The 26,418-nt window shown below is 67.0% G+C and carries 24 protein-coding genes; 16 read left to right on the forward strand and 8 right to left on the reverse strand.

What is annotated here, in order from left to right; genetic code table 11:
• Positions 1–50 precede the first annotated feature (50 nt).
• The 11 genes from ACZ5BM_RS07855 to gltA all read left to right on the forward strand — a co-directional run bounded on the left by ACZ5BM_RS07855 (position 51) and on the right by gltA (position 11,362).
• The gene (locus ACZ5BM_RS07855) at positions 51–479 is read left to right on the forward strand and encodes an Lrp/AsnC family transcriptional regulator (RefSeq protein ID WP_498911246.1); all 429 of its coding nucleotides are present in this window, start codon (positions 51–53) and stop codon (positions 477–479) included.
• Between the two features lie 57 nt (positions 480–536).
• Positions 537–1,085, forward strand: a complete 549-nt coding sequence (locus tag ACZ5BM_RS07860; RefSeq protein ID WP_498911248.1) for a hypothetical protein — start codon at positions 537–539, stop codon at positions 1,083–1,085.
• A 455-nt stretch (positions 1,086–1,540) separates the two neighbouring features.
• Positions 1,541–4,054 (forward strand): DEAD/DEAH box helicase family protein, encoded by a 2,514-nt coding sequence (locus ACZ5BM_RS07865; protein ID WP_498911250.1) that lies wholly within the window; start codon positions 1,541–1,543, stop codon positions 4,052–4,054.
• Complete coding sequence (pdeM, locus tag ACZ5BM_RS07870; protein WP_498911252.1) at positions 4,051–4,752, forward strand: ligase-associated DNA damage response endonuclease PdeM; 702 nt, start codon at positions 4,051–4,053, stop codon at positions 4,750–4,752. The genes ACZ5BM_RS07865 and pdeM overlap by 4 nt, the downstream gene beginning before the upstream one ends.
• Before the next feature lie 153 nt (positions 4,753–4,905).
• A complete protein-coding gene (locus ACZ5BM_RS07875; protein ID WP_498911254.1) occupies positions 4,906–6,177 on the forward strand; it encodes a GGDEF domain-containing protein in 1,272 nt (423 codons plus the stop codon).
• A 106-nt stretch (positions 6,178–6,283) separates the two neighbouring features.
• Complete coding sequence (locus ACZ5BM_RS07880; RefSeq protein ID WP_498911256.1) at positions 6,284–7,729, forward strand: cryptochrome/photolyase family protein; 1,446 nt, start codon at positions 6,284–6,286, stop codon at positions 7,727–7,729.
• Positions 7,726–8,454 (forward strand): metallophosphoesterase family protein, encoded by a 729-nt coding sequence (locus ACZ5BM_RS07885; RefSeq protein ID WP_498911258.1) that lies wholly within the window; start codon positions 7,726–7,728, stop codon positions 8,452–8,454. Before ACZ5BM_RS07880 ends, ACZ5BM_RS07885 begins: the two co-directional genes overlap by 4 nt.
• 7 nt (positions 8,455–8,461) lie before the next feature.
• Positions 8,462–8,977, forward strand: coding sequence for a GNAT family N-acetyltransferase (locus ACZ5BM_RS07890; RefSeq protein ID WP_498911260.1), 516 nt, complete (start codon positions 8,462–8,464; stop codon positions 8,975–8,977).
• 65 nt (positions 8,978–9,042) lie between these two features.
• Positions 9,043–9,387 (forward strand): chorismate mutase, encoded by a 345-nt coding sequence (locus ACZ5BM_RS07895; protein ID WP_498911262.1) that lies wholly within the window; start codon positions 9,043–9,045, stop codon positions 9,385–9,387.
• Entirely contained in the window at positions 9,384–9,905 is a 522-nt protein-coding gene (locus tag ACZ5BM_RS07900) for a SixA phosphatase family protein (protein ID WP_498911264.1), read from the forward strand. Before ACZ5BM_RS07895 ends, ACZ5BM_RS07900 begins: the two co-directional genes overlap by 4 nt.
• Before the next feature lie 155 nt (positions 9,906–10,060).
• Positions 10,061–11,362 carry a type II citrate synthase gene (gene gltA / locus ACZ5BM_RS07905; RefSeq protein ID WP_498911266.1) on the forward strand — a complete coding sequence of 434 codons (1,302 nt, stop codon included), beginning with the start codon at positions 10,061–10,063 and terminating at the stop codon, positions 11,360–11,362.
• A 186-nt stretch (positions 11,363–11,548) separates the two neighbouring features.
• Here the strand turns inward: gltA and ACZ5BM_RS07910 are convergent, their stop codons facing one another.
• The 3 genes from ACZ5BM_RS07910 to ACZ5BM_RS07920 form a co-directional block, all read right to left on the reverse strand.
• Positions 11,549–13,573 carry a S53 family peptidase gene (locus ACZ5BM_RS07910; protein ID WP_498911268.1) on the reverse strand — a complete coding sequence of 675 codons (2,025 nt, stop codon included), beginning with the start codon at positions 13,571–13,573 and terminating at the stop codon, positions 11,549–11,551.
• 467 nt (positions 13,574–14,040) lie between these two features.
• Positions 14,041–16,062 (reverse strand): S53 family peptidase, encoded by a 2,022-nt coding sequence (locus ACZ5BM_RS07915; protein WP_498911269.1) that lies wholly within the window; start codon positions 16,060–16,062, stop codon positions 14,041–14,043.
• A gap of 286 nt (positions 16,063–16,348) precedes the next feature.
• Entirely contained in the window at positions 16,349–16,588 is a 240-nt protein-coding gene (locus ACZ5BM_RS07920) for a hypothetical protein (protein WP_498911270.1), read from the reverse strand.
• Positions 16,589–16,923: 335 nt separating this feature from the next.
• On the opposite strand from ACZ5BM_RS07920, the gene ACZ5BM_RS07925 reads away from it, so the two are divergent.
• The 3 genes from ACZ5BM_RS07925 to ACZ5BM_RS07935 are packed head-to-tail and all read left to right on the forward strand — an operon-like array spanning position 16,924 to position 20,083.
• Positions 16,924–17,649 carry an orotate phosphoribosyltransferase gene (locus tag ACZ5BM_RS07925; RefSeq protein WP_498911541.1) on the forward strand — a complete coding sequence of 242 codons (726 nt, stop codon included), beginning with the start codon at positions 16,924–16,926 and terminating at the stop codon, positions 17,647–17,649.
• On the forward strand, positions 17,646–18,521 hold the full coding sequence (gene murI, locus ACZ5BM_RS07930) for a glutamate racemase (protein ID WP_498911272.1): 876 nt from the start codon (positions 17,646–17,648) through the stop codon (positions 18,519–18,521). The genes ACZ5BM_RS07925 and murI overlap by 4 nt, the downstream gene beginning before the upstream one ends.
• Positions 18,515–20,083 carry a glycosyltransferase 61 family protein gene (locus tag ACZ5BM_RS07935; protein ID WP_498911274.1) on the forward strand — a complete coding sequence of 523 codons (1,569 nt, stop codon included), beginning with the start codon at positions 18,515–18,517 and terminating at the stop codon, positions 20,081–20,083. The genes murI and ACZ5BM_RS07935 overlap by 7 nt, the downstream gene beginning before the upstream one ends.
• Positions 20,084–20,224: 141 nt before the next feature.
• Here the strand turns inward: ACZ5BM_RS07935 and ACZ5BM_RS07940 are convergent, their stop codons facing one another.
• On the reverse strand, positions 20,225–21,175 hold the full coding sequence (locus tag ACZ5BM_RS07940) for a polyprenyl synthetase family protein (protein ID WP_498911543.1): 951 nt from the start codon (positions 21,173–21,175) through the stop codon (positions 20,225–20,227).
• A 174-nt stretch (positions 21,176–21,349) separates the two neighbouring features.
• On the opposite strand from ACZ5BM_RS07940, the gene ACZ5BM_RS07945 reads away from it, so the two are divergent.
• Positions 21,350–22,138 (forward strand): tRNA1(Val) (adenine(37)-N6)-methyltransferase, encoded by a 789-nt coding sequence (locus ACZ5BM_RS07945; RefSeq protein ID WP_498911276.1) that lies wholly within the window; start codon positions 21,350–21,352, stop codon positions 22,136–22,138.
• Here ACZ5BM_RS07945 and ACZ5BM_RS07950 read toward each other — a convergent pair.
• The gene (locus ACZ5BM_RS07950; protein ID WP_498911277.1) at positions 22,083–22,913 is read right to left on the reverse strand and encodes an alpha/beta fold hydrolase; all 831 of its coding nucleotides are present in this window, start codon (positions 22,911–22,913) and stop codon (positions 22,083–22,085) included. The two genes, ACZ5BM_RS07945 and ACZ5BM_RS07950, sit on opposite strands and share 56 nt — an antisense overlap.
• Positions 22,914–23,023: 110 nt before the next feature.
• Between ACZ5BM_RS07950 and ACZ5BM_RS07955 the strand changes: the two genes are divergently transcribed.
• Positions 23,024–23,923, forward strand: coding sequence for a LysR family transcriptional regulator (locus tag ACZ5BM_RS07955; RefSeq protein ID WP_498911279.1), 900 nt, complete (start codon positions 23,024–23,026; stop codon positions 23,921–23,923).
• Positions 23,924–24,006: 83 nt separating this feature from the next.
• Here ACZ5BM_RS07955 and ACZ5BM_RS07960 read toward each other — a convergent pair whose 3' ends face one another.
• The 3 genes from ACZ5BM_RS07960 to ACZ5BM_RS07970 form a co-directional block, all read right to left on the reverse strand.
• Complete coding sequence (locus ACZ5BM_RS07960) at positions 24,007–24,369, reverse strand: HPF/RaiA family ribosome-associated protein (protein WP_498911281.1); 363 nt, start codon at positions 24,367–24,369, stop codon at positions 24,007–24,009.
• A gap of 96 nt (positions 24,370–24,465) precedes the next feature.
• Positions 24,466–25,497, reverse strand: a complete 1,032-nt coding sequence (locus ACZ5BM_RS07965) for a ribonucleotide-diphosphate reductase subunit beta (protein WP_498911283.1) — start codon at positions 25,495–25,497, stop codon at positions 24,466–24,468.
• A gap of 206 nt (positions 25,498–25,703) precedes the next feature.
• Positions 25,704–26,417: a Rossmann-fold NAD(P)-binding domain-containing protein gene (locus ACZ5BM_RS07970; RefSeq protein ID WP_498911285.1), complete on the reverse strand. Its 714-nt coding sequence runs from the start codon at positions 26,415–26,417 to the stop codon at positions 25,704–25,706.
• Position 26,418 lies beyond the last annotated feature (1 nt).

Raw genomic sequence — 26,418 nt, forward strand, 5'->3', positions numbered from 1 at the left:
CAATGCGGTCCAGATTGAACCGCCCGCCCCTCGCCGCTACCGTTTGCCGCATGCCATCCGACAGCACCGACGGGCAGCTTCTCGCGCTGCTTTCCGAGAACGCACGCCTGCCCGCCGCCGCCATCGGGCGCCGGCTCGGCCTGTCGCGCACCACGGTGCAGAGCCGGATCGAGCGTCTGGAGCGCAACGGCACCATCCAGGGCTACACGCTGCGCACCACGCCACGCCCCGGCGCGGAGGTCCGGGCGCATGTGCACATCACCCTGTCCGCGCGGCAGACGGCCTCGGTGGAAAACGTTCTGCGCGGGCTGCCGCAGGTGCGGGAACTGCATGCCGTGGGCGGCACCGTGGATCTGATCGCGGTTCTGGCCGCCGCCGACACCGCGGAGCTGGACCGTGTGATCGACCGGATCGCGGCGCTGGACGGGGTGAGCCGGACGCACTCGATGGTGCTGCTCAGCACGCGCATCCAGCGCTGAGACGTTAAGCGCGGATTCATCTTTGGACGCTAGGCTTCCGGGTGAAGGGGGCGTTCCATGGGGTCGGTCCGAGACGCGGCATCGGTGACGGCGGCGAGCGGAACCGGTGCGGTGGCCGCCCCTGCGCCATCCGCGAAAGGCGGGCTGACGTTCCGCGAGTTCCTGTCGGACATCAATCCGCTGCAATACATCCCCGTGGTGGGCGCCGTGTATCGCGCCGTCACCGGCGACGAAGGCAACCAGACGATGCGCTTCGTCGCCTCGCTCGGCACCTCCTTCGCGCTGGGCGGACCGCTCGGCGTGGGCATTACGGTGGCGGAGAAGATCACCGGCATCGACCCGGAGCGGATCGCCCGTTCGCTGCTGCATCGCGTATTCCACCATGACGAGGCAGCGCATGCGGGCAGTGCCCCGGTTACCCCCGCGACCGGTGCGGCGGGCGCAGGCGCCGATTCCGCCGACCGGCCCTGGACCGCCGCCGAATTGTCCGCCTATGCGGCGGCGAGCGGCACCAGGATCGGCGACCCGGGCGGAGAAGGCGGCCCGGTCACGGCGGACATGCTGAACGCCATGGAGCTGAAACGCGTGTCCTCGCTCTATGCGTGAGAGGACGGCGGTTTCGGAACGGCGATCGACCGCCTATCTGCTGCATCATGCCGTCCCGCAGATCAGCCCAGCCCGTGCCGCTCTCGCCCGATATCGCGGTGCAGGCTGAAGCGGAGGCGTCCGGACCAACGGGCAAGCGTCTGAAGGCGTCGTCGAGCGCCGTCGGAGAGGCCGGAGCGTGCGAAGGAACCGTAACGGCGCCCCCGAAACGGCGGCCGGCGCGTGCTGGAACCGCGGTCGAGACCGATGCCGCCGAGTCGCTGCAGAGACGCCCATCGTCGGCGAGCGGAAATCCCGTTTCGACGCCGAAAAAGCGTAACGGGTCGAGCAACGCGGCGCGGTCGAAGCGGAAAGACCAGCCCGGCCGGACCGACACCGCGCACGCACTTCTTCCGCCACGGTTCGCCGCATGGTTCGCCGGGCGCGGCTGGCGTCCGCGTCCGCATCAGCTTGCCGTGCTGGAAACGGCGCAAGCGGGTGCCGACGTGCTGCTGGTGGCGCCCACGGGTGGGGGCAAGACCCTGGCCGGGTTCCTGCCCAGCCTCGTCGCGTTGAGCGAAACCGGCGAACGCGGCCGGCTGCACACGCTCTATGTCAGCCCGCTGAAGGCGCTGGCCACCGACATCGCCCGCAATCTGCTCGATCCCGTGGACGAGATGGGGCTCGGCCTGCGCGTGGAAACGCGCACCGGCGACACGCCTGCCGACCGTCGGGCCCGGCAGCGCGCGCATCCGCCGGAGATCCTGCTCACCACGCCGGAAAGCCTGCTTCTGCTGCTGTCGCGGCCGGATGCGCCCGAGGCGTTCGCCGGGCTGAGCCGCATCGTCATCGACGAGGTTCATGCCCTGGCCGGGATCAAGCGCGGCGACCAGCTCGCCTTGTGTCTGGCGCGTCTGCGGAAGCTGGCGCCGGAGGCGCGGCGCATCGGCCTGTCCGCCACCGTGGCCTGGCCGGACTCGCTGCGCTCCTTCGTCGGCACGCCGGAGCGGCCCGCCACGCTGATCGAGGCGCCGCGCGGGACGCCGCCCGCCTTATCCATGATGCTGCCAGAGGCGCATGTGCCGTGGTCCGGGCGCATGGGGCTGGCGGGCGCGTCGGTGATCCTGCGACGCATCGAGGACGCCGAGACCACCATCGTCTTCGTCAACACGCGGGCGCAATCGGAGCTGTTGTTCGCCGCGCTCTGGCGCATCAACGAGAACACGCTGCCGATCGCCCTGCATCACGGCAGCCTCGACATCGAGCAGCGCCGACGCGTGGAGGCCGCGATGGCACGCGGTGCGCGTGGCGACGGGCGCGCGCGTCTGCGTGCGGTGATCGCCACATCCTCGCTCGATCTCGGCATCGATTGGGGCGGTGTGGATCAGGTGATCCAGGTTGGCGCGCCCAAGGGAGTGTCGCGCCTGCTGCAGCGGATCGGCCGTGCCAATCACCGCATGGACGAGGCGTCCAACGCTGTGCTGGTGCCGGCGAACCGGTTCGAGGTGCTGGAATGCCAGGCGGCGATCGCCGGCGTGGAGGCGATGGAGCTGGATGGCGAGCATCCGCGTCCGGGCGGGCTCGACGTGCTGGCGCAGCATATCCTGCTGATGGCGGCGAGCGCGCCGTTCACCGCGGATGCGCTGTTCGACGAGGTGCGTCTGGCGGCACCGTACGCGACGCTCAGCCGTCGCGATTTCGACGACACGCTCGGCTTCGTCGAAGATGGCGGCTACGCGCTGCAGGCCTATGAGCGCTATCGCAAGCTGTTCCGCGACAGCGAGGGGCTGATCCAGATCCGCGGTGAGCGGGTGGCACGCCAGGCGCGGATGAATGCCGGCACCATCGTGGAGGCGCCGGTTCTGAAGGTGCGCCTGGGCGGGCCGCGTGGATTTACGCTGGGGGAGATCGAGGAAAGCTTCGCCAATGCGCTGCGCCCCGGCGACGCGTTCCTGTTCGCCGGACGCAAGCTCTGCTTCCAGCGTCTGCGTGAAACGGTGGTGGAGGTGAGCGAGGGCGGCCCGGGCGATCCGGTGGTGCCCACCTATGCCGGGTCGAAATACCCGCTGAGTTCCGGCCTCGCCGCGCGCGTGCGCCGCATGCTGCACGATCCCTCGGCCTGGAGCGCCTATCCCGAGCCGGTGCGGGAATGGCTGGAACTGCAACGAGAACGCTCGCTTCTGCCCGGGCCGGACGATCTGCTGGTGGAGGTGTTTCCCCGCCATGGCCGCTTCTTCCTGGTGGCCTACTGCTTCGAGGGCCGCAACGCGCACCAGACCCTGGGCATGCTGCTGACGCGAAGGCTGTCGCGCGAGGGGGCGGCACCGCTCGGCTTCGTCGCCACCGACTATGCCCTGGCCCTTTGGTGCGCCAACCCTCCCGGCGATATTCCTCTTTTGTTCGCGCCGGACATGCTGGGCGACGATCTGGAGGACTGGATGGCGGAAAGCTCGATGCTGCGGCGGACGTTCCGGAACGTGGCGGTGATCGCCGGGCTGATCGAGCGACAGCATCCGGGCCAAACCGGCACGCGGCGTCAGGTCACCATCAACAGCGACCTCGTCTACGACGTCCTGCGGCGGCATCAGCCGGACCATGTTCTCCTGCGCGCGACGCGGGCAGAGGCATCCGGCGGCCTGACCGACGTGGATCGTCTGGCCGACATGCTGGTGCGGGTGCAGGACCATATCCGCGTAGCGCGTCTGTCGCGCGTGTCCCCCCTGGCGATTCCGGTGATGCTCGATATCGGCCGCGAATTCGTGCGCAACGAGGCGGACGAGGATGCACTGCTGGCCGAAACCGAGGCGCTGCTGGCCGAGGCCAAGGGCGAAGCGGAACCCTCCACGGAAGAACTGGTGCTGGCGCCCGGCCATGCGCAGGAGCTGCGCCGCCTGACCCGCACGCCGGGCGGACGCGAACGCGGTCGGGACCGGGCGCGCGAGCGTCGGCGTCGAACGATCCCCGGTGGCGGGCGCGGCCTGCCCGCGTGACGCCTGCACCGTTCCATCTGGCCGGTGAACGGGTCATGCTCGACCCGTCCGGCGTCCTGTTCTGGCCTGCCACGGGGCTGATGGCCGTGGCCGATCTGCATCTGGAAAAGGGCAGTGCCGCCGCGAAGCGTGGCGGTCTGGTGCCGCCCTGGGACAGTCGTCTGACCCTGGACCGGCTGCTGCTGCGGATCGCTGCGTTCCGGCCCAGGATCCTGGTCGCGCTGGGCGACAGTTTCCACGATCCGGGCGGGCCGTCCCGCCTGCCCGCGGCCGAGGCCGACCGCCTGCGCCGGATCGCCGCGCAGATGCGTCTGATCTGGGTGCTGGGCAACCACGATCCGGTGCCCCCGGAGGGCCTGCCCGGCGAAGCGATGGCGGAATTACGCATGGGTCCGTTGTCTTTCCGGCATGAATCGCTCGGCCGCTCGCCGGCACCACCGGGAGAGGGCGCGGAGATCTGCGGCCATCACCACCCCAAGGCGCGGGTCGTCACGCGTGGCGGCGCCGTGTCGCGCCCGTGCTTCATCGGCACCGAGCAACGCCTGATCCTGCCTGCATTCGGCTGCTACACCGGCGGTCTCGACGTGCTCCATCCGGCGATCGCGACGCTGTTTCCACGCGGCGGCCGTGCGTTCCTGCTCGGAGCCGATCGGCTGTTTTCGTTCGCGCTCACGGAGATACGCCGTCAGGCCGCCTGATACGATGCTGCCCGATCGTTGTGTTTTCGCAACAGTTTCGGTCGGCCCTCGCTGTCTTCCTGTCTCGCGGCGGCTGCACCCGATGGTGCTTTAACGACAGAGTAACGATAATCTGGTGAGACCGATTTCTGATTTCCGGCCGAGACCGCGGGCATGTCGACTCATGGAACCCTCCTGACGCTGTACTGCCTGGTGATCGGCACGTTGCTCACCGGTGCTGCCATGACGCTCTGGGAGAGCCATGGGCGCCCCCGTCATGGCCGTGCGCTCCGTTCCTGGGCGATCGGCTACGGGCTGCTGGCGACGGGCTGCGCGGTGGTCGTGCTTCGTTTGGCCGCCTATGCGCCGCGATTGTCGCCACCCCTGCTCGACATGACCGCCAACCTATTGATCGTGGCGGGATATCTGGCGATCCAGCTCGGCATCGCCCGCCTGGATGGACGCGACAGACGCGGCTTCTGTGCAGCTGTGTTCGGGGCCAGCGCGGCGGTGTGGCTGTTCTGGGGTCTGCATCACGTCGTGAGCATGTGGACCTTCGCCTGCGGCGCGCAGATCGCGCTGGTCTGCGCCGCGACCGCGTACGACATGGCACGCAACCGCGATCTCGGCGGCACCCGTTCGATCCCGGTGGTGGTGACGATCCTGTCGATTCATGCCGTGATCTATCTCGGCCGCGCTACCGCACTGCCGTTGCTGGCGTCGCATCTGACCCGTCACGGGATGGAGCTGCTGGCCGAGGCGACGATGTACGAAGGCGTGGTGTTCTCGGTGGCGCTGCCGACCGCCCTGCTGCTTCTGCTGCGAGAGGAATGGCAGGGGCTCCTCAACACGGCGCTGCGCACGGATTATCTCACCGGGCTCGGCAACCGGCAGATGTTCAACGAGGCGCTGCCGGGGGTCGTCTCGGAGGCCGGAACGTGGCGCCGGGTGGCGCTGATCCTGTTCGATCTCGATCACTTCAAACAGGTCAACGACAAGCATGGCCATGCCGCGGGCGACATGGTGCTGCGGTGTTTCGCCGGGGTAGGCAGGAGCGTGTTCGGACCGGACGCGGTGTTCGTGCGCCTCGGCGGCGAGGAGTTCGCGGTGCTTCTGCCGGTTGCGGACATCACGGAAGCGGCGCTGATCGCCGAGGCGGTGCTCCGGCGCTTCGCGGCCATCCCCACGATCATGTCCGGAACGGCGATTTCCGCCACGGCCAGCGCCGGCGTGACGCTCGTCCATCCCGATTGCCGCATGCCGGCCGAGCCGCTGCGCGTCGCCGACGATGCGCTCTACGAAGCCAAGAAAGGCGGTCGCAACCGGGTCGTGGTGGCACAGGTTCGAAGCTCTCCCGGCCCCGCGCAGAGCGCCACCGTTCCGGATTCCGCAGCATCAGACGAACGCGACAGCGCCAGCCATTCGCTTCAGCCGGCGATCCGCTGACGGCAGGGCGAAACCCTGGGCGGGGCTCGATTGTTCTTCCCATCCTTTCCTGGGGAGAACGCACAGAATGGCCCGCACGGAATCAAGACGCGGGCCAACGGACGGCGTGGCGATCCTGTGGCTGCGTCACGATCTGCGTTTGTCCGACAATCACGCGCTCGCCGCCGCTCTGGAAGGCTACAGCCGGATCGTTCCGGTGTTCGTGCTCGACGATGCGAAAGCGGGACGCTGGCAGGTCGGCGGGGCGGCGCGATGGTGGCTGCACCACAGCTTGGCCTCGCTCGATACGGCCCTGCGCAAGCACAAATCCGGTCTGGTCCTGCGCCGTGGCGACAGCGTTTCCGTTCTGACCGATCTGGTGAGGGAAACCGGCGCGGAGGCCTTGTTCTGCGGCGAGACGCATGAGCCGTGGCTCGGAACGCTGACGGAGTCCGTCGAGAAAGCCGTCGGCGTGCCCGTGCATCGTCGCCGCGTGGCCACCTTGTTCGATCCGGACTCGATCCGCACCAAGACCGGCGGTCGTTACGGTGTCTACGGCCCGTTCGCGCGCGCCTGCCGTGCCCAGCCGGAGCCGGACGCGCCGATACCGGCGCCGACGTCGATCCCTTCGCCGAAAAAACTGCCGCGCTCCGAGGCACTCGACGATTGGGATCTTCTGCCCACCAAGCCGGACTGGTCCGGCGGCTTCGGCACGATGTGGAAGCCCGGCGAGGACGGCGCGGACAAGAAGCTGCGAGATTTCCTGAAGAACCGGCTCGGCGGCTACGGAGATTCGCGCAACGTCCCGGGCGATCCGCAAGGCACGTCGATGTTGTCGCCGCATCTGCGCTGGGGCGAGATCTCGCCGAACCAGGTCTGGCACGCAGCCCGGGAAGCGGCCGGGCACGGGAAAGCCAAGGCAGGCTGGGACAGTTTCTCGGCCGAGATCCTGTGGCACGATTTCTCCGCCTATCTGCTGCGCCACAACCCGGACATGCCGGAAGAACCGCTTCGCGCAGCCTACGCGAAGCTGCCCTGGCGCCGTGACGCGAAGGGCGTGCGCGCCTGGCAGCAGGGCCGCACCGGCATCCCGATCGTCGATGCCGGCATGCGGCAGCTCTGGCAGCATGGCTGGATGCATAATCGTGTGCGCATGATCACCGCTTCGTTTCTGGTGAAACACATGCTGGTGGCGTGGCAGGATGGCGAAGCCTGGTTTTCCGATACGCTGGTGGATGCCGATCTGGCGACCAACGCCGCGTCCTGGCAGTGGATCGGCGGCTGCGGCACCGACTCGCAACCGTTCTTCCGCATCTTCAATCCCGTGACCCAGGGCAAGACGCACGACCCGGACGGGCGTTACGTGCGGCAATACGTGCCGGAGCTGAAAACCCTGCCCGACCGGTGGCTGCATTGTCCGTGGCAGGCGCCGGATCCGGTGCTGGACAAGGCCGGGATCGTGCTCGGGCGCGATTACCCGGCGCCGATCCTCGATCTCGACGAGGGTCGCGACCGCGCGCTTGAGGCGTACAGAAAACACGTGCGCGGCGCGAAGAAGGACAAGGCTGCATGAACGCGGCCGGCGAGCGGGGGCTGATCCCGCCCGACAGGAAGGTGCGTGTCGTGGGCGACGTGCATGGCGACGCCACCGCGTTTCGTCACGCCGTGGCGACCGACCGGTTCGTCGTGCAGCTCGGCGATCTGGTGGATCACGGCCCGGACAGCGCCGCCGTTCTGCGAATCATGTTCGACCTGATCGACGAAGGGCGCGGGCTGTTCCTGCTCGGCAATCACGACCGCAAGCTCGGTCGCGCTTTGGCCGGGCGGAAGATGCGTCCCGATCCGCCTCTGGAGGCGACGCTCCGCCAGTTGCAGCGGGATTCCGCGCTGACCGAGCGCGCCTTCGACGAGATCGCCCGTGCTCCGGCCTGGATCGTGCGCGGCCGCACCGGCTTCGTGCATGGCGGCTTCCATACCGGCATGCTGCATCAACTGCCGCCGCCGGGTCTGGAGCGGGTGACACATCTGCTGTCGCGCGCCCTGTTCGGCGAAACCACCGGCCGCATGCAGGATGACGGTTTTCCAGAACGGCGTTTGAACTGGATCGACCATATTCCGGACGGCTTCACCGTGTATTGCGGCCATGACCAGCGCTCCACCGACGGTCGCCCCTGGCGCAAGCGCGGCCGTGCCGGCGGTCTCGCCGTGTTCACCGATACCGGTGCCGGAAAGGGCGGCCATCTGGCCTGGATCGACCTGCCGGCCGAAATCGAGGTCCCTGCCTCCGGCGCCGACTGACCGGACGATGACGACTGCGTCCGGCTCCTCCGTGATGATCCGACACGTTCGGCGCGACGATGAGCAGGCACTGCTTGCCGGCAACCATCGAAGCCGCGCCGCCCTTTCGCCATGGGTATCGCCATTCCTGACCGAAACGGCGTTCGACGCCTGGTTCGAGAACCAGACCCGGGACGACGCCGCCAGCTTTCTCGTCCTGGAGCGCCGCTCCGGCGACATTGCCGGCGTGTTCAACCTGTCGCGGATCGCGCTCGGCAATTTCCGCAGCGCTTATCTCGGCTATTGGGGGCTGCAGGGTTTCGGCGGCCGGGGGCTGATGACTTCGGGGCTTCGGCTCGTCGCTCAGGAAGCCTTCGGCCGGATGGAGTTGCACAGGCTGGAAGCGAACATCCAGCCGGGCAACGCGCGCTCGATCGCGCTGGTGGAGCGGGTCGGATTCCGCCTGGAAGGGTTCTCGCCGCGCTATCTGCGGATCGACGGCGCGTGGCGGGATCACCAGCGCTGGGCCCTGCTGGCCGATTGAACGGGCGGCGGCCGGCCGGTCCCCTTGATGGAACTGCCGAACGCGTGCAGGGATCGGACCCGGAGGTGAGCGTGACGCCAGATTTGTTGCCCGAACAGGAAAGCGACCCGGTCGCGACGCTGGAATCGCTGCGTGGCAGTATCGACAACATCGACGCCGCCCTCATCCACATGCTGGCCGAGCGGTTCCGCTGCACCCAGGCGGTGGGGCGTTTGAAGGCACGGCACGGCATGCCCCCGGCCGATCCGAACCGCGAAAGCCGGCAGGTCGCGCGCCTGCGTGAACTGGCCCGAGACGCGAGGCTCGATCCGGATTTCGCCGAGAAGTTCCTGGCCTTCGTGATCCGCGAGGTGATCCGCCATCACGAGGCGATCGCCCGCTCCGACGAGCAGGCCGGGCGCAAAGAATGAACGACACCCCTCCCCCGCACCAGCTGCTGCTGCTGCGCCACGCCAAGGCCACCGCCAGCGATCCCGGCCCGGCCGGCGACGCCAACGACCATGCGCGCGATCTGGCTGATAGCGGCCGTCACGACGCGTCCGCCATGGGCCGGATCATGCGCCGGCAATCCCTGCGGCCGGACATGGCGCTGGTCAGCAGCGCCAGGCGCACGGTGCGCACCTGGGAGATGCTCGGCCGGTTCGACGACCCGCAGCCGGCGCTTCTGGTGAGCGACCGGCTTTATCTGGCCGAACCGCCGGAGCTGCTGGCGGCGATCCGGTCCGTTCCGGACGCGGTTCGGACCCTCCTGGTGATCGGGCACAACCCAGGTCTGCATCAGCTGGCGTTGCTGTTGGCCGGCGATGCGGCGCCATCTTCGCTGCGCGCCGGGCTGAACACCTGCACCATGGTGCGGCTGGCGGCCGATCAGAGCTGGACCGAACTCGGCGGGAAAACGCTCGCCGTGCTGGATCAGATACGTCCCTGACCGCAGCATCGGCGGCCGGAAGGGGAATGCGGACAGGCAGGAGGGATCCGGGGTGTTGCGTCGCAAAAACCAACGTTCCATCCTCCGCGGCGAAACGCCAAGCCTGAACGACATGCGCGGAAACGCCGCCTGTCCACGAACCACAGGATAACGTCATGAGCGCGACAGCAACGTCCACGGCCACCATCAGTCTCGACGGCAAGACGGCCAGCCTGCCCGTCCTGAAGGGGACGCTGGGCCCGGCCGTCGCCGATATCCGCAAGCTCCAGGCCGAGCTGGGCGTGTTCACCTACGATCCGGCCTACGGCACCACGGCGGCCTGCGACAGCAAGATCACCTTCATCGACGGCGACGAAGGCGTGCTCCTTCATCGCGGCTATCCGATCGACCAGCTCGCCACCAACGCCACCTTCCCCGAGGTGGCGTTTTTGCTGCTGAACGGCGAGATGCCGACCCAGGCCGAGGACGCGGCGTTCAACGCCACCTTGCGCCAGCACACCATGCTGCACGAGCAGCTGCGTCATTTCTTCAACGGCTTCCGACGCGACGCCCACCCGATGGCGATGCTGTGCGGCACGGTCGGCGCGCTGGCTGCGTTCTATCACGACCATCTCGACATCAACGATCCGAAGCAGCGCGAGATCTGCGCGATGCGGCTGATCGCCAAGGTGCCGACCCTGGCGGCCTGGGCCTACAAATACACGCAGGGTTTCCCCTTCGTGTATCCGCGCAACGATCTGACCTATGCCGAGAACTTCCTCTACATGATGTTCGCGATGCCGTCCGAGAAGTACGAGGTGAGCCCCGTGCTCGCCCGTGCGATGGACCGCATCCTGATCCTGCATGCCGATCACGAACAGAACGCATCCACCTCGACGGTGCGTCTGGCCGGTTCCACCGGCGCGAACCCGTTCGCCTGCATCGCTGCCGGCATCGCCGCCCTGTGGGGCCCCGCCCATGGCGGCGCGAACGAGGCGGTGCTGAAGATGCTGGCCGAGATCGGCAGCAAGGAGAACATCCCGGACTTCGTCGCCAAGGTGAAGGACAAGAACTCCGGCGTGAAGCTGATGGGCTTCGGACACCGGGTCTACAAGAACTTCGATCCGCGCGCGAAGATCATGCAGCAGACCTGTCACGAGGTGCTGGCCGAACTCGGCATCACCGACGAGCCGATGCTGGACCTGGCGGTGGAGCTGGAGCGGATCGCGCTCGAGGATCCGTATTTCGTTCAGCGCAAGCTGTATCCGAACGTCGATTTCTATTCGGGCATCATCCTGAAGGCGATGGGCATCCCGACCTCCATGTTCACCGTGCTGTTCGCCGTGGCGCGCACCGTGGGCTGGATCAGCCAGTGGAAGGAGATGATCGAGGAGCCGGGCCAGCGCATCGGCCGTCCGCGTCAGCTCTACACCGGCGCCGCCAAGCGCGATCTGGTTCCGCTCGCCCAGCGCGGCTGAGGATTGCCCGGGAGCTCTCCCCGGTCGTTTCGAAATCTGGAACGGGCCTCGGCTTCTGCCGGGGCCCGTTTCGTTTCGGGGGCCGCGGAAGAAGGACGCCGGCGTCCGACTCGCAGCAACAGGACAGGCCCCGGCGTATGCCGGGGCCTGCTTTCCTTCAGTCCGGAGACCGATCGCGTGGTGCGATCAGTGGCCGAACAGCATGGCGGCCAGCGCCACCGCACCGGCGCCGTTCGGAACGCCACGGCCGGTGGTGGTGTCGTAGCCGGTCGTGGTGGTGAGCGAGCTGTCGGTGTTGAAGCTCAGCACCGCGTAGTTCTTGGAAGACGGGCTGTGGCGCAGCACGGTGAGCGCACCGCTGTTCCCGGTGATGCCCAGAGCGCTGAAACCGTCATAGGTCGTCGTCGTCGGGGTGCCGTTCGTGGTGGTGGTGATGGAGATCGCCACCTGCGATGGCGGTGTGAGCGGCAGCGCGTCGGTCAGCAGATAGGACTGGAAGGTCTTGAGCTGCGGACCCGGCACGCCGAAGGACGAGCCCGGAGTGATCTGGCCTGCGGCCGGGTTCCAGCCGGAGGCCTCGTTCACCAGCGCCCACATGCCGGCGAAGACCGGCGAAGCGAGGCTGGTGCCGCCGATGGTGGTGAACACCGACGCCGCACCGTCCTGCGGTTCGACGATGATCGCGCCGGTATAGGGATCGGCGATCACGCCGACATCCGGCTGCAGACGATAATTGCCGGGCAGGTCGCTCTGCCAGAAGGGCTTGGCGATCACGGTGCTGACGCCGCCGCCGCCGCCGAACAGGAAGCCGAGCTGGCTCGGCGCTGCGAGCGGCGTGTTGGCCTTGCTCAGATTGGCGTAGTAGCCGCCCCAGCCGGTTTCGGCCACTCCGTTGCCGCTCGGAATGTCGAGCGAGGTGCCGCCGACCGCGGTGGCCCAGGAGGAGTCGGACGGGGACGAAACACTCTTCGCACCCTGCTTCGCGTAATAGTCGCCATCGTCACCGGTGGAGAACAGGAGCGAGATGCCCTGGAGGGCTGCTTCCTGGCTCAGCTTGTCCCACGCGGCCATGGTCTCGGCGTCGCTGTCGTTCTCGCTTTCGCCGTAGGAGTTCGACACCACGTTGCCGACATGGTTGTCGATCACGTACTGCACCGTTGCCTGAAGGTCGGTGTCGTAGTTGGTCGGCGCCACGGCGAGCACGATCTTGGCGCCCGGCGCGATGGCGTGGGCGAGTTCGATATCGAGCGCGGTCTCGCCGGCCCAGCCGTAATTCACCGATGCCGGCTTGCCGGCCGGATAGATGATCTGGAAGTTGTCGTCGGTGAACGGCGTGATGCCGACCGCATTGAAGAAGGTGTTGGCATCGTCCTTCGCCGTGGGCGAACCGTAGGCGTCGACGATCACGATGGTCTGGCCGCGGCCGTCGATGCCGTAGCCATAGGCCTGATCCAGACCGTAGTGCTTGGCGATCTGCTGCGGGGTGTAGCCGCAGATCTTGCCGTTCAACTGGAAGCCGATGCCGCTATAGGTCGCGGACGTGCTGCCGGAGGAAAGCATGGCGGACGTATTGCCGTTGGTGAAGCACTGGTTCGAGAAGGAATCCAGCGGCGATGCGGCATTGCTGCCGGCGGCCGGAACCGGAACGCCCGCCACGATGCTGCCGTCGGCGTTGCGCTGATGCGCCAGCATCGGCTGCATCCGGCCCTTCACCAGACCGGACACGCCGGAGATGCGACCTGCGAGCGCACCCTGCGGACGGAACCCGCCGGCAGCGGCGAAGGAGCGTACGCCGTTTCGGCTCATGGTGTGGATGGAGGTGCCGAAGGCGCGCTGCATGGCGGCGGCCGTGCCGCGCACGCTCACCGTGCCGGTCTTGCTGGTGCCGGTGACCGTCAGGCCGGCCTTGGCCAGCGCGGTTTTCACGGCGGCGATGTCGTCGCTCTTCGGGCCCAGCGCCGAAACCTCGGCCGAGGACAGCCAGTGGTGGAACAGCGGGTTGCCGTACGTGTAGCGCGCCTTCAGCGCCTCGTTCAGCGCCGCCTGGTTGGCGAACGGCAGCGTGACGCGGGCGCTCAGGACGGTGCTGCCCGGGGCCGTGCCCAGATCCATCGCCGTCGCGGCATGCGCCGCAGAAACCGAAGCCGTGCCCGCCAGAAGCAGGGCCGCACCGGTCAGGGCGCGAACGGGTTTCAGAAGAACCTTCATCATGGAGGTGGTGTTTCCTTGCCGATCTTCGCCCGGGCGAGGGACCAGATGCGCAGACACGCTGCTTCACCCGTCGGGACGGTTATCCCTGCGTATTTTGCAACCCTGCTCCGAGTTGAAAGCAGCCTAGCGAGGACATTACGGGCCAGCAATCCGTTCCGAAGACAGATCGGTCAAATTGGTTAAAAAAGATGACCACAGCAACAAAATGTAATCATGTCTTGCGTAAGCTCTTACCGACGGAGGGTATCCTCGGCAGAGTTGCGTGACGGTGGCGGCGACGCCTGGCCGCAGGTCGCACCACGCCGGAAATTCGCGGAATCCCGGCCGTCGAGACAGGTGGCAGCGGCCGGACATCAGGACCGTTCTCGGAAGCGTTGCCCGGCTGCCGGCCTGCTGATCCAGAGAACGGGCCCCGACTTGCATCGGGGCCCGTTGGCGTCGATCCGGAAGCCGATCGCGTGGTGCGATCAGTGGCCGAACAGCATGGCCGCCAGCGCCACCGCACCGGCACCGTTCGGAACGCCGCGACCGGTGGTGTTGTCGTAGCCGGTCGTGGTGGTGAGCGAGCTGTCGGTGTTAAAGCTCAGCACCGAGTAGCTCTTGGAGACCACGCTGCGGCGCAGAACAGTGATCGCGCCGGGGTTGCTGGCGATGCCGAGCGCGCTGAACCCGTCATAGGTGGTGGTGGTCGGGGTGCCGTTGCTGGTGGTTGTGATGGAGATCGCCACCGGGGACGGCGGGGTGAGCGGCAGCGCGTCGGTTAGCAGATAGGACTGGAAGGTCTTGAGCTGCGGACCCGGCACGCCGAAGGACGAACCGGGAGTGATCTGGCCGGCGGCCGGGTTCCAGCCGGAGGCCTCGTTCACCATCGACCACATCGCCGCCAGCACGGGTGCCGCGAGGCTGGTGCCGCCGAGAACGGCAAACACGGACGGGCCGTTCGCCTGCGGCTCGACGATGATCGCGCCGGTGAACGGATCGCCGATCAGTCCGATATCCGGCTCGAGACGATAATTGCCGGGCAGGTCGCTCTGCCAGAAGGGCTTGGCGATCACGGTACTGACGCCACCGCCGCCGCCGAACAGGAAGCCGGACGGTTTCGGCGCGGCCAGGGGCGCGTTGGCCGAACTCAGCGCGGAGTAATCGTTGCCCCAGCCGGTTTCGGCGAAGCCGTTGCCGCTCGGAATGTCGATGGCGGTGCCGCCGACCGCGGTGGCCCAGGAAGAGTCGGACGGAGACGAGGTGGCGGTCGCACCGTATTCGGCGGCGTAATCGCCGCTGTCGCCGGTGGAGAACAGCAGGGAGATGCCCTGGAGCGCTGCTTCCTGGCTCAGCTTGTCCCATGCGGCCATGGTCGGCGCGTCGCTGGTGCTTTCCGGCTGACCGTAGGAGTTCGACACCACGTTGCCGACATGGTTGTCGATCACGTACTGCACCGTCGCCTGAAGGTCGGCATTGCTGCTGGTCGGCGAAACGGCGAGCACGATCTTGGCGCCCGGCGCGATGGCATGGGCCATCTCGATGTCGAGCTCGGTTTCGAGCGCCCAGTTGGCGCTGGTCGTCGTCGGCTGGCCCGCCGGATAGATGATCTGGAAGTTGTCGTCGGTGAATGGCGTGATGCCGACTGCATTGAAGAAGGTGGCGGCATCCGCCTTGGCGGTCGGCGAGCCATAGGCGTCGACGATCACGATGGTCTGGCCACGGCCGTCGATGCCGTAGCCATAGGCCTGATCCAGGCCGTAATGCTTGGCGATCTGCTGCGGGGTGTAGCCGCAGCTCTTGCCGTCCAGCTGATAGCCGATGCCGCTATAGGTGGCGGAGGTCGAACCGGACGACAGGGCGACAAAGCTGCTGCCGTTGGTGAAGCACTTGTTCGTGTAAGAATCCAAGGGCGACGCGGCATTGCTGCCGGCGGCCGGAACCGGAACGCCCGCCACGATGCTGCCGTCGGCATTGCGCTGATGCGCCAGCATCGGTTGCATCGCGCCGACCGTCAGGCCCGAGATTCCGGAGATGCGTCCGGCCAAGGCGCCCTGAGGATGGAAGTTTCCGGCGGCGAAGGAGCGTACGCCGTTTCGGCTCATGGTGTGGATGGAGGTGCCGAAGGCGCGCTGCATGGCGGCGGCCGTGCCGCGCACGCTCACCGTGCCGGTCTTGCTGGTGCCGGTGACCGTCAGGCCGGCCCTGGCCAGCGCGGTTTTCACGGCGGCGATGTCGTCGCTCTTCGGGCCCAGCGCCGAAACCTCGGCCGAGGACAGCCAGTGGTGGAACAGCGGGTTGCCGTACGTGTAGCGCGCCTTCAGCGCCTCGTTCAGCGCCGCCTGGTTGGCGAACGGCAGCGTGACGCGGGCGCTCAGGACGGTGCTGCCCGGGGCCGTGCCCAGATCCAACGCCGTCGCGGCATGCGCTGCAGGAACCGAAGCCGTGCCCGCCAGAAGCAGGGCCGCACCGGTCAGGGCGCGAACGGGTTTCAGAAGAACCTTCATCATGGAGGTGGTGTTTCCTTGCCGATGTCACCCGGTTCAGGTGCTGGCAGGCAGCCGCGCCTGGTCAGCCGGACATCGATCCATGCGTTTCACGCAACCCCTGCCCGAGTTGAAGGTATACTATCGACGGAATGACCAGTCCGCAATTCGTTCCGAAATCAAATCGACCTGTTCCGGGACATTTTCGGAAGGTCGACCGGTTGGAAGCGCGCAACAAAAAAGCCCGCCCCGGCAAAGCGGGCGGGCTCTGAATGGTGGCGCCTCGACAACGAAGCGGACGGAAATCCCGTCAGTCGCAATCGCAGCCGGGCGTTTCGCCGGTGGCTTCGCGCACGACATGATGGTCGATCCACTCCGACACGAGACGGCGTGCCTCGCTGATGGACGCTTCCGGGTGATGGATGCGGTAGAGCGTCGTGCAGGCGTGGAACGCCTGCATGTCGACTGTGCCGCACGCCCGCAATTCGCGATATGCGGTCACCACGGCGCGTTCGCAGTTGCGCGTGATCCCGGTCGTCCGATCGCTCAATGGGGTGATCCTTCGAAAACACGGAGAAGAATTGCAAATCGTTCGCAACTTGCAGGGCTCTATTATGCGCGCTCTGGCAGGCCTGGTTCAAGGCTTCTGTTCCGCAGTGCGGCAGATGACGGCCGATCGGTGTCCCATAGGACACGCTGCTTCCTCCGCCGGAACATCGAAAGCGATCCGCGCCGCCCTGACTACGCCCCCCGCCTTCCGTGCGGCTTTCGGACCCGGGCGATAAACGATACTGGAGATGGACAGGACGCCGGGTCCAGATACCCGGATACAAAGGAACCACGAGCATGAGCGCAGACGCGTCCTTCCAGGCGGAACCCGGCCCGATGATCCGCACCGCACCGACCGATTGGGACCGCGATGCGGCGCTGACCACCGCGCGCCTTCTGCTCGAGATCAAGGCGGTCAATTTCCGTCCCGAGGAGCCCTACACCCTGACTTCGGGTTGGAAGTCGCCGGTCTATATCGACTGCCGCCGCATCATCTTCTTCCCCCGCGCCCGAGCGAAGATCATGGAGCTGGCGGTGGAGAAGATCGGCCGTCATATCGGCTACGAGAGCATCGACGTGGTGGCGGGGGGCGAGACCGCCGGCATTCCGTTCGCGGCCTGGATCGCCGACCGCATGTCGGCGCCGATGGCCTATGTGCGCAAGAAACCGAAAGGCTTCGGCCGCAACGCGCTGATCGAAGGCGACGTGCCGGAAGGCAAGCGCACCCTGCTGGTGGAGGATCTCACCACCGACGGTGCATCCAAGATCGTGTTCGCGAACGCGCTGCGCGAGGCGGGTGCGGTGGTGGACCACACCTTCGTGGTGTTCTTCTACGGCGTGTTTCCCGGCGCGCATCGCACGCTGGCCGACATGGGCGTGTCGCTGCATGCGCTCTGCACCTGGTGGGACGTGCTCGAGGCCTGCCGCGAACGGCCGTATTTCTCCGACGCGGCAGCCGCCGAAGTGCGCCGCTTCCTGGAGGATCCGTGTTCCTGGTCCGCCAAGCATGGCGGCGTGGCGAGCGCCGAGGAAGCGCTGGCCCGGAAGATGGGGGAGAAGTGATCCAGGGCGCCGCCCCGGACATTCTGCAACCCGAAGCGCCGGACCCTGACTTGTCGAACGGGCGCGTGCTGGCGTTCGACTCCGGGATCGGCGGCTTGTCGATCGTCCGGGCGATCCGGGAACAGGCGCCTGGGCTGCATGTCGATTACGTCGCCGACAACGCGGTGTTTCCCTACGGCGAACTTGCCGACGACGTGCTGATCGCCCGCGTCGAGGCCGTGCTCGCCGCCGCCATCGCGCGATCGCAGCCGGATGTGGTCGTGATCGCCTGCAATACCGCCAGCACCGTGGCTCTGGCCGCGATGCGCGAGCGTTTCGCCATCCCGTTCGTCGGCTGCGTGCCGCCGATCAAGTGGGCGGCGAGCCTCAGCCGGACGCGCACCATCGGCCTGCTCGCCACACGCGCCACGGTGCGGCGCCCCTATCTGCGCGATCTGCAGGAGCGCTTCGCCGCCGATTGCACCCTGCTGGCGCACGGCGCGCGCGGTCTGGCCGACATCGCGGAGCAGGTGTTTCGCGGCCACGATCCCGACGATACGGCGATTGGGCGCGAACTTGACGGGTTGTTCGGCCAGCCGGGTGGCGATGGGATCGACGTGGTCGGCATCGGCTGCACGCATTATAGCGTGCTGCTGCCCGCCCTGCGGCGCTTGTCGCCGCGGGAGGTGACGTGGCTCGATCCTGCCGGGGCCGTCGCCCGCCAGACAACGAACCTCGTCGCGACGCGCCAGCGTCCGATCCCGTCCGGTCGGGCCACGCCGGGGCGCGCCTGGTTCACCGCGACGCCTTGCGAGCAGGATCGCCTACGGAGCGGGATCGCCGCCCACGGTTATTCGGACATCACGCTTTTGGAGCAGAAGCCCGCATGCTGATCCGCACCCGAACCGCATTCGGCGGCTTCGATATCCGGGACGACGTGCCGCGACTGACGGTGATCCGGAACGCGATGGTCATCGGCTGGGCGCTGTACGACGATCGTCGTCTTCTGGTGCCGGATTCACCCTTCACCCGCGAGGGTCTTCAAAGCGGCCGCCTAGGACTGACCACGATCGGCGCCGAGAGCACCACCAACCGGAACATCCGCGTCGGGCAGGTCATGCCCGACACCGAGGAGTATGTCTGGATCGGCCATATGCACGAGCATTTCGGTCATTTCCTGATCAGCACAGTATCGCGCCTGTGGTCGATCCTGCGGCAGGCACCGAACGCAAAGCTGGTCACCCCATGGTCGGGGCAATTGCAGAAGACCCTCGCACTTCCGTTCGTAACGACGATTTTCGACGCTCTCGGCATAACGGCAGACAGGGTCATCGCTGTTCCGGACGGTACGATCTTTCCGAGCATCGCCGTTCCGGAAGCGCTGCTGGTCGAGAACAGTGCGGCGCATACGGAATTCTCGCGCTTCGCGATCGAGCTTGCCGAACGGATCGCCGGCCCGGACGACACACGCGACCGGGACGGCCGCCCGCTCTTCCTCAGCAAACACAGACTGCAAGGCGGCGTTCGCACGATTGATGGCGAAGCCGAGTTCGCTGCCGTGCTCGAAAGGGCTGGCGTCGTCGTTGCCAGTCCGGAAACATTGACGCTCGCCGAGCAGATACGGCTTTGGCGTCGCCATCCTCTCATCATGTCGTTCGAAGGATCGGCCGGACACAACGCCATTTTCGTCCGCAACAAGAAGCTGCTGAGTCTGAGCAGCAACTCTTTTGCCCCGTCGAACCAGGTCCTGATCGACACGGTTGCCGATCACCAGTGTTTGTATCTGAACTGCTCGGACGACTTCGCCGTCGGCGAGCAGCGTCCCGGCTTCGACTCTGCGCTACGGCTGACGGACCCGCCCGTCACCGCAGGCGCAGCCTTGCGGGCGATTACCTATTTGCAGAATACGAACGACTGCATGCGGCTTCGGAGAATGGAGGACACGCTCTCTTCTTCCCTTTATCTGGACGAACCCTTCGGACACAACCTGTCGCGCGGAAGACCGACGCAGATGAGTTCGGCCGACCCCGCCTGGAGCCGCAACGACGGCGATACGGCGCAGCAAGCACGCGGCGCCGTCAGCGGGCGACTAAGCGCCACGTATCAATTCCATACCGGACCGGACGATCAGCCCTGGTGGCAGGTGGACCTCGAGCAACGCTGTCTGGTGACCGAGATCCGAATCTACAACCGAAACGACGATGCCCGCGAACGCGCCCGACATCTCATCCTGTCGTCATCGAATGACGGCAATATTTGGCGCAAGCTGACCCGACGCGAACAGACAGACGATTACGGCGGCGATCCGAACCGTACCCCCTGGCGGTGGTGGTCGGATCGCCCGTTCGAAACGCGATTCATTCGTGTTTCACTCGAAGGCCGCGACTTCCTGCATCTGGATCAGGTCGAAGTTTTCGGTCTGAAACTAGCAGAAAGAACGCCGACCTTTTTCTAGTCGATCACCTGAACCATCTAACTCCCGCACGAACCAGTTCCCTTTCGGGACGCAAAACAGACTGACATGCAGCCGCTCGCTTCCAGCCGGGACCAAGCCGATGGATCGCGGCAACACAGAGTGCAGCTCTCTGAACTGCGCTCAGCGCCCGCGACTGACCGTGTAAGCCGCCACCTCGGTCAGCAACTGCCGGACCTCACTGTCCGGGAAGATCTCAAGCGCGGCGCAGGCGCGGTCCGCATAGGCGGTGGCGTGCTCGATCGTGGTGCGGATGGCACCGGTCCGGTCGATCAACGACAGCGCATGATCGAGATCAGCCTCGGTCTGTTCGCTCTGCTCGATCACGCGGCGCCAGAAGACCCGGTCTTCGTCCGTGCCGGCATGGAACGCGGCCAGCACCGGCAGGGTGATCTTACCTTCGCGGAAATCGTCGCCGACCGTTTTGCCCAGCGTGCGCTGATCGGCTGCGTAGTCGAGCGCGTCGTCCACGAGTTGGAACGCCATGCCGAGATTGGTGCCGTAGGCGTCCAGCGCATCGGCCTCCACCGCGGGGCGCTCGGCGACCACGCCGCCGACGCGGCAGGCGGCGGCGAACAAGGCGGCGGTCTTGCCGTGGATCACTTCCAGATATTTCTCCATGGACGTGGAGAGATCGTTCTGGGTCGCCATCTGCAGCACTTCACCCTCGGCGATGGTGGCGGCGGCGCGGGACAGGATCGCCATCACTTCCAGCGAACCGTCTTCGGTCATCAGCTGAAAGGAGCGCGCGAACAGGAAATCGCCGACCAGAACCGACGCCTTATTGCCGAACACGGCATTGGCGCTGGCGAGGCCGCGACGGAGCGCGCTTTCGTCCACCACGTCGTCATGCAGCAGGGTCGCGGTGTGGATGAACTCGACGCAGGCCGCGAGACCGACATGACGCGCCGGCTGTCCCGGCTCGGGCGCGTAGCCGCACAGGCGCGCCGCGGCGAGGGTCAGCAGCGGACGCAGACGCTTGCCGCCGGCCGCCACCAGATGGGCGGCAAGCTGCGGGATCAGCGGAACCGGACTGTCCATCCGGGCGACGATGGCGCGGTTGCACGCCGCCATGTCGTCCGCCAGAAGCGCGGACAGGGCGGCCAACGCTTCCTCGCCTTGCGGCCTTGAGGTTTGGGGCGTTTCCGTCAGTTTGGCGTCGCGACTGTCGGCTAGGCCCAAAACGGAATGCTCCTTGAGGCGATGCTTTGCGGCAGCGGCGAACGGCCACATAAAGGCGAGGCACATATGAGCGGCGATCCGGGGTGGGTCAAGCAGGGCACCGCCCCCGAGGACGATACGGACACGCTGCTCGCCACCGACGGCGCCCTTCTGGGGGGCCGGGTGTCCTACCGCCAGTATCGCGCCACCTATCGCACCGGGCTGGAACCGGTGCTGATGGCCGCCGCCGTTCCGGCGCGCTCCGGACAGCGTGTGCTGGAAGCCGGTTGCGGCGCCGGCGCCGGCCTCTTGTGTTTGAACGCGCGCGTCGCTGGTCTGCACGGAGCCGGCATCGAGCGCGATCCGGCCATGGCGACGCTGGCGCGACATAATCTCTCGGCGAACGGGCTCGATTGGCCGGTGCTGCAAACGGCGCTGCAGGACTTAGGGTCCGAGCAAACGGGAACGGTCCACCACGCCTTCGCCAACCCGCCCTGGCATCGCGCCGCCGCCACGGCGTCCCCCGATCCGAGACGCGACCTGGCGCGCCGCGCCGCGCCCGGCACGCTTCGGGAATGGGCCGACGCTCTGGCCGCACGTCTCTCGCATCGCGGCACCCTCACCCTGGCGCTCCCGGCCAGCCAGCACGCCGAAGCCGCCTCCGCCCTGCTTGCGTCCGGGTGCGGGAGCCTCGTGCTGTTTCCGTTCTGGCCGAAGCCCGGCCGTTCGGCGCGGATCGTGCTCGTGCAGGGCGTGCTGGGCGGGCGTGGCGACGGCGTCGTGTCGCCCGGGCTGGTGCTGCACCGCCCGGAGGGCGGTTTCACCGACGAGGCGGAGGCGGTTCTGCGCCACGGTGCAGCGCTGCCTCTGCGCTGACGCAACGGTCCAGCCACCCCGCGATCAGTGCCGCCACGCGCGGCGGCGCTTCCAGCGGCAGCAGATGTCCGGCCCCGTTCACGATCTCAAGCACCGCCCTCGGCAGCGACGGCACGACCACGTCTTGCAGCATCGCCACCGTGTCGACCTGGTCGGCGGTGCCTCCGATCACCAGAACCGGAACGGCGATCCGTGGAAGGTCCTCGCCGACATCCTCCGCGATGGCGTGCGCGGGCCAGGCCTTCTTGGCCTCGGCCGCGCCTGCAAGACTGCCGGCGATCACCCGCGCCCGCACCTCCGACGGCAGCGACACGCCGCCCAGAACGTGGTCGACCGTGAAGGCAGCGGCCTCCTCGCTCAGATACGCCGCGCGCATCGCCGCGCGCTGTTCTGCCGGCAGTATCTTGCCCTGGGCCGGCGACGGCGCCACCAGAACCAGACCGATCAGCCCTCGCGGCCGCCGCGACGCCACCAGCTGCGCCACCTTGCCGCCCATGGAGTGACCCACGAGAAGGAAACGCTCCAGCCTGAGCGCATCGATCGCCGCCAGCACGTCGTCGGCCATGGTGCGGATGTCGTAGCCGGTGTCGGGGCGGTCGGACCCGCCCCAGCCGCGCGCGTCCAGGGCAATCGCGCGGACGCCATCCGGCAGCGCTTCGGCGACCGCCGACCAGGTTTCGGCGGTTCCGCCCCAATAATGCAGGAACAGGATGGCGACATCGCCTTCGCCGCGCATTTCGGCGTGGAGCTTCACGTCGCCTGTGTCGATCATCATCGATTATCTCTCCTCTGAGGACGGGACCGTCCTTGGCGGAGACGATGCGACGACACGAACCGCGCGATAATCTGTGCGTTTCCGACGGCACTCGATCACAGGACGATCGAATGGACCGGCTGACGGGATTTCGCGTGTTCACGGAAGCGGTCGAACGCGGCAGCATCGCCGCTGCCGCCCGCACTCTCGGCATGACCCCGGCGATGGCCGGGAAACACCTCGCCGCTCTCGAAACGAGTTTGCGCACGCGGCTCCTGCACAGGACGACGCGGCGTCTGCATCCCACCGAAGCGGGCGATCTCTATTACAAGCGCGTTCGCGCCATTCTGGAGGCGGTGGACGAGGCCGACCGCGCCGCGCGGGACGCGGACGGCGAACCGAGCGGCACGTTGCGGATCGCGGCGCCGCCCACCTTCGCGACCCACCGGCTCGGCCCGTTCCTGGCCGACTTCGCCTTACGCTATCCCCGGGTGCGGATCGATATGACGGCCGAGAACCGTCTCACCGATCTGGTTGCAGGCGGGTTCGATCTCGCCATCCGCATCGGCGAGATGGCGGAATCGAGCCTCGTGGCCAGACGGGTCGGCACGTGCCGCCTGATCGCCTGCGCCTCGCCCGCCTATCTGGACCGTCACTTCCGCCCGGCCACGGCCGAACAGTTGCGGGATTTCGACCGGCTCGTCTTTGCCGGCGCGACCTCGCCCGGCGATTGGCGTTTCGTCGATCCCGACGGCCGAGCCACGACGATCGAGAACGAGGCCGGTATCCGTCTGCGTGCCGACTCCGTCGATGTGCTCGTCAAAGCCGCCGTCTCCGGTGCGGGCATCGCGTTCGGACCGGATTTCGCCTTCGCCGCGTCTCTGCATCGCGGCGTTCTGGAGCGTATTCTCCCGGACCATGCGACGACGGCCCTGGACATCCATGTCGTGTACCCATCCAGGCGACATGTCGGCACCCACGTGCGCTGCTTCATCGACATGCTTGCGGAGCAGCTCCGACGCGATCCGTGACGGGCGAGACGACACGCCGCGACAGCGACTCCCAGCGCAGATGCGGTGCCGGGCAAACGCACCGACACCGCGCGAACCTGTGTTCAGACGACGTCCTGCTTGATCTTGTCGTTCGAGCGCTTCTGGCTCTTGTAGCTCTCCAAACGCCGTTCGGCCGCCTTGAAGGCTTCCTTCGTGGCGCTGCGCACGTCCGGGTGTGCGCGACGCTCCTTGGCATGATGCGGCTCGTGCGAGACCACGATCTCCTGGCCCGGAACGGAGAAGGTGATGTGGACTTCGTAGGAGTTTCCGGTCTGGTGCTGCTGATGCAGCGCCTCCACGGACACACGACAACCGATCAATCGCCCGTAGCGCGCTTCCAGCTTCTCGACCTGCGCCCTGATCTCCTCTTCGAGCGACTCGGAGCGCTGCAGATTGTGGAAGGCGATTTCGAGCGGACGGTCCATGGCTTGTCTCCTTTTGCCGAGGCGACAGGTCACCTGCGGCAAGAGAACCAAACGGTCGGGTGACGAACGGGTTTCGGCCGCTCGCCACCGCCGGGATCAGGCCGGAACCGATGTTTCCTCATGCCAGTCGGCGCCGATGGAGGAGGAGAACGCCTCCTCCCAGGTGCCGGATGTGGAGGCGCGGCTGTACTCAGTGGAACGGTTCTCGAAGAAGTTGGCGTGCTCGACGGCGTTCAGCAGATCGTCCAGCCAGGGCAGCGGGTTGCTGGCGACGTTGTAGAGCGGTTCCAGTCCGAGCTGGATCAGGCGGCGATCGGCGATGAAGCGGATATACTGCTTCACCTGCGCCGCATCGAGCCCTTCCACCGGACCCAGCTCGAAGGCGAGGTCGATGAATGCGTCCTCGTGATGCACGATGGTGGCACAGATCTCGCTCAGCTCCGCACGGAGCTGGTCGGTCCAGATCTCCGGATTCTCCTGCACGAAGGTGCGGAACAAGCGGATCACGGACAGGCAGTGCAGCGTCTCGTCGCGCACCGACCAGGTCACGATCTGCCCCATGCCCTTGAGCTTGTTGAAGCGCGGGAAGTTCAGCAGGATCGCGAACGAGGCAAAGAGCTGAAGGCCTTCGGTGAAGGCGCCGAACGCGGCCAGCGTCTTGGCGATCTCGTGCTTGCTGTCGACCGAGAAGCCCTGCATGTAATCGTACTTGTCCTTCATCTCCTTGTATTGGAGGAAGGCCGAGTATTCCTGCTCCGGCATGCCGATGGTGTCGAGCAGATGGCTGTATGCCGCGATGTGCACCGTCTCGATATTGGAGAAGGCGGACAGCATCATCAGCACTTCGGTCGGTTTGAAGACCTGGCTGTAATGCTTCATGTAGCAGTTGTTCACTTCCACGTCGGACTGCGTGAAGAAGCGGAAGATCTGCGTGACGAGATTGCGCTCGCCATCGGACAGGTTGCGGTGCCAGTCCTTGACGTCGTCGGCCAGCGGAACCTCTTCCGGCAGCCAGTGCACGCGCTGCTGCGTGTGCCAGGCCTCATAGGCCCAGGGATAACGGAACGGCTTATAGACCGGGTTCGCGGTCAGCAGGTCGAACCTGGTTTCCCCAACGGCTTGGTCCATGACGTGACGCTCCAAAAGCAAGCCGCAGCGTCCGCCGAAACGGCGTCTCGCATGCGATCGGAAGGATTTGCCCGGGACTCGCGAGAGTGTCGGGCGCGGGCCGGACTATGCCGCAGAGCGCCCTGGCGGGAAACCGGGCATCGTTCGTCTATCCACAAGATATTGTGCGAGAGCGGGAGCGAAACCCCTATCCCTCGCACCGAGCCTCAAGCTCCGCGCGGCTCCAGCTCGCGGATGTCGTCCACGACCTTGTCGCCGAACGCTTCGGAGTCGAGATGCTCGATCAGGCGTGCGGCGACGGAATCGGGGCTCGCCAGCCCGCCGGTCTCGTGCGCGTCCTGGAAACGCGAACGCGTCGGCGTGTCCACCGTGCGCACGATCTCCTGCATCGCCGTATCCACCAGACCGGGCGCCATCGACACGGCGCGCACATCCGCCTCGCTCGCCAGGGCGCGGATGAAGCCGTCGAGGCCGGCCTTGGCGGCGCAATAGGCAGACCAGTGCGGCACGCCGCGTCGCCCGGCCCCGGACGAGATCGCCAGCACGCGCCGGTCGGCACCCCAGCCTTCGGTGGCGCGCAGGAACGCCGCCGTGCTGAGCATCGGCCCGGTAAGGTTGACGCGCAGATGGGTGTCGAGCGCATCAACCGGAAGAGCTGCGACCGGGCAGAGCGGGTCGATCATGCCGGCATTCAGGATCAGCGACGCGCGCTCGAACGGCGGCAAGGGCGCCAGCGCCTGCTCGATCCAGTCGCCGGCCTGCGCCGGATCGGACAGATCCGCCGGAACCCAATGCAGGTTTGGATGCTCCAGCGGCGCCTGGCCGCGCGCAGCCGCGACCACCGTATCGCCGCGTGCCAGCAGCGCCCGCACGAAGGCGGCACCGAGACCGCGAGACCCGCCCGTGACCACCACCAGCATG

Source organism: Lichenicola sp. GTC18331 (assembly GCF_055386855.1).

What these genes read in the sequence shown, in the direction of transcription:
- ACZ5BM_RS07855 (WP_498911246.1), top strand. Translation starts at nt 51, where the DNA reads ATGCCATCCGACAGCACCGACGGGCAGCTTCTCGCGCTGCTTTCCGAG.
- ACZ5BM_RS07860 (WP_498911248.1), top strand. Translation starts at nt 537, where the DNA reads ATGGGGTCGGTCCGAGACGCGGCATCGGTGACGGCGGCGAGCGGAACC.
- ACZ5BM_RS07875 (WP_498911254.1), top strand. Translation starts at nt 4,906, where the DNA reads ATGTCGACTCATGGAACCCTCCTGACGCTGTACTGCCTGGTGATCGGC.
- ACZ5BM_RS07885 (WP_498911258.1), top strand. Translation starts at nt 7,726, where the DNA reads ATGAACGCGGCCGGCGAGCGGGGGCTGATCCCGCCCGACAGGAAGGTG.
- ACZ5BM_RS07890 (WP_498911260.1), top strand. Translation starts at nt 8,462, where the DNA reads ATGACGACTGCGTCCGGCTCCTCCGTGATGATCCGACACGTTCGGCGC.
- ACZ5BM_RS07900 (WP_498911264.1), top strand. Translation starts at nt 9,384, where the DNA reads ATGAACGACACCCCTCCCCCGCACCAGCTGCTGCTGCTGCGCCACGCC.
- gltA (WP_498911266.1), top strand. Translation starts at nt 10,061, where the DNA reads ATGAGCGCGACAGCAACGTCCACGGCCACCATCAGTCTCGACGGCAAG.
- ACZ5BM_RS07910 (WP_498911268.1), bottom strand. Translation starts at nt 13,573, where the DNA reads ATGATGAAGGTTCTTCTGAAACCCGTTCGCGCCCTGACCGGTGCGGCC.
- ACZ5BM_RS07915 (WP_498911269.1), bottom strand. Translation starts at nt 16,062, where the DNA reads ATGATGAAGGTTCTTCTGAAACCCGTTCGCGCCCTGACCGGTGCGGCC.
- ACZ5BM_RS07925 (WP_498911541.1), top strand. Translation starts at nt 16,924, where the DNA reads ATGATCCGCACCGCACCGACCGATTGGGACCGCGATGCGGCGCTGACC.
- ACZ5BM_RS07935 (WP_498911274.1), top strand. Translation starts at nt 18,515, where the DNA reads ATGCTGATCCGCACCCGAACCGCATTCGGCGGCTTCGATATCCGGGAC.
- ACZ5BM_RS07940 (WP_498911543.1), bottom strand. Translation starts at nt 21,175, where the DNA reads ATGGCGGCGTGCAACCGCGCCATCGTCGCCCGGATGGACAGTCCGGTT.
- ACZ5BM_RS07945 (WP_498911276.1), top strand. Translation starts at nt 21,350, where the DNA reads ATGAGCGGCGATCCGGGGTGGGTCAAGCAGGGCACCGCCCCCGAGGAC.
- ACZ5BM_RS07950 (WP_498911277.1), bottom strand. Translation starts at nt 22,913, where the DNA reads ATGATGATCGACACAGGCGACGTGAAGCTCCACGCCGAAATGCGCGGC.
- ACZ5BM_RS07955 (WP_498911279.1), top strand. Translation starts at nt 23,024, where the DNA reads ATGGACCGGCTGACGGGATTTCGCGTGTTCACGGAAGCGGTCGAACGC.
- ACZ5BM_RS07960 (WP_498911281.1), bottom strand. Translation starts at nt 24,369, where the DNA reads ATGGACCGTCCGCTCGAAATCGCCTTCCACAATCTGCAGCGCTCCGAG.
- ACZ5BM_RS07965 (WP_498911283.1), bottom strand. Translation starts at nt 25,497, where the DNA reads ATGGACCAAGCCGTTGGGGAAACCAGGTTCGACCTGCTGACCGCGAAC.
- ACZ5BM_RS07970 (WP_498911285.1), bottom strand. Translation starts at nt 26,417, where the DNA reads ATGCTGGTGGTGGTCACGGGCGGGTCTCGCGGTCTCGGTGCCGCCTTC.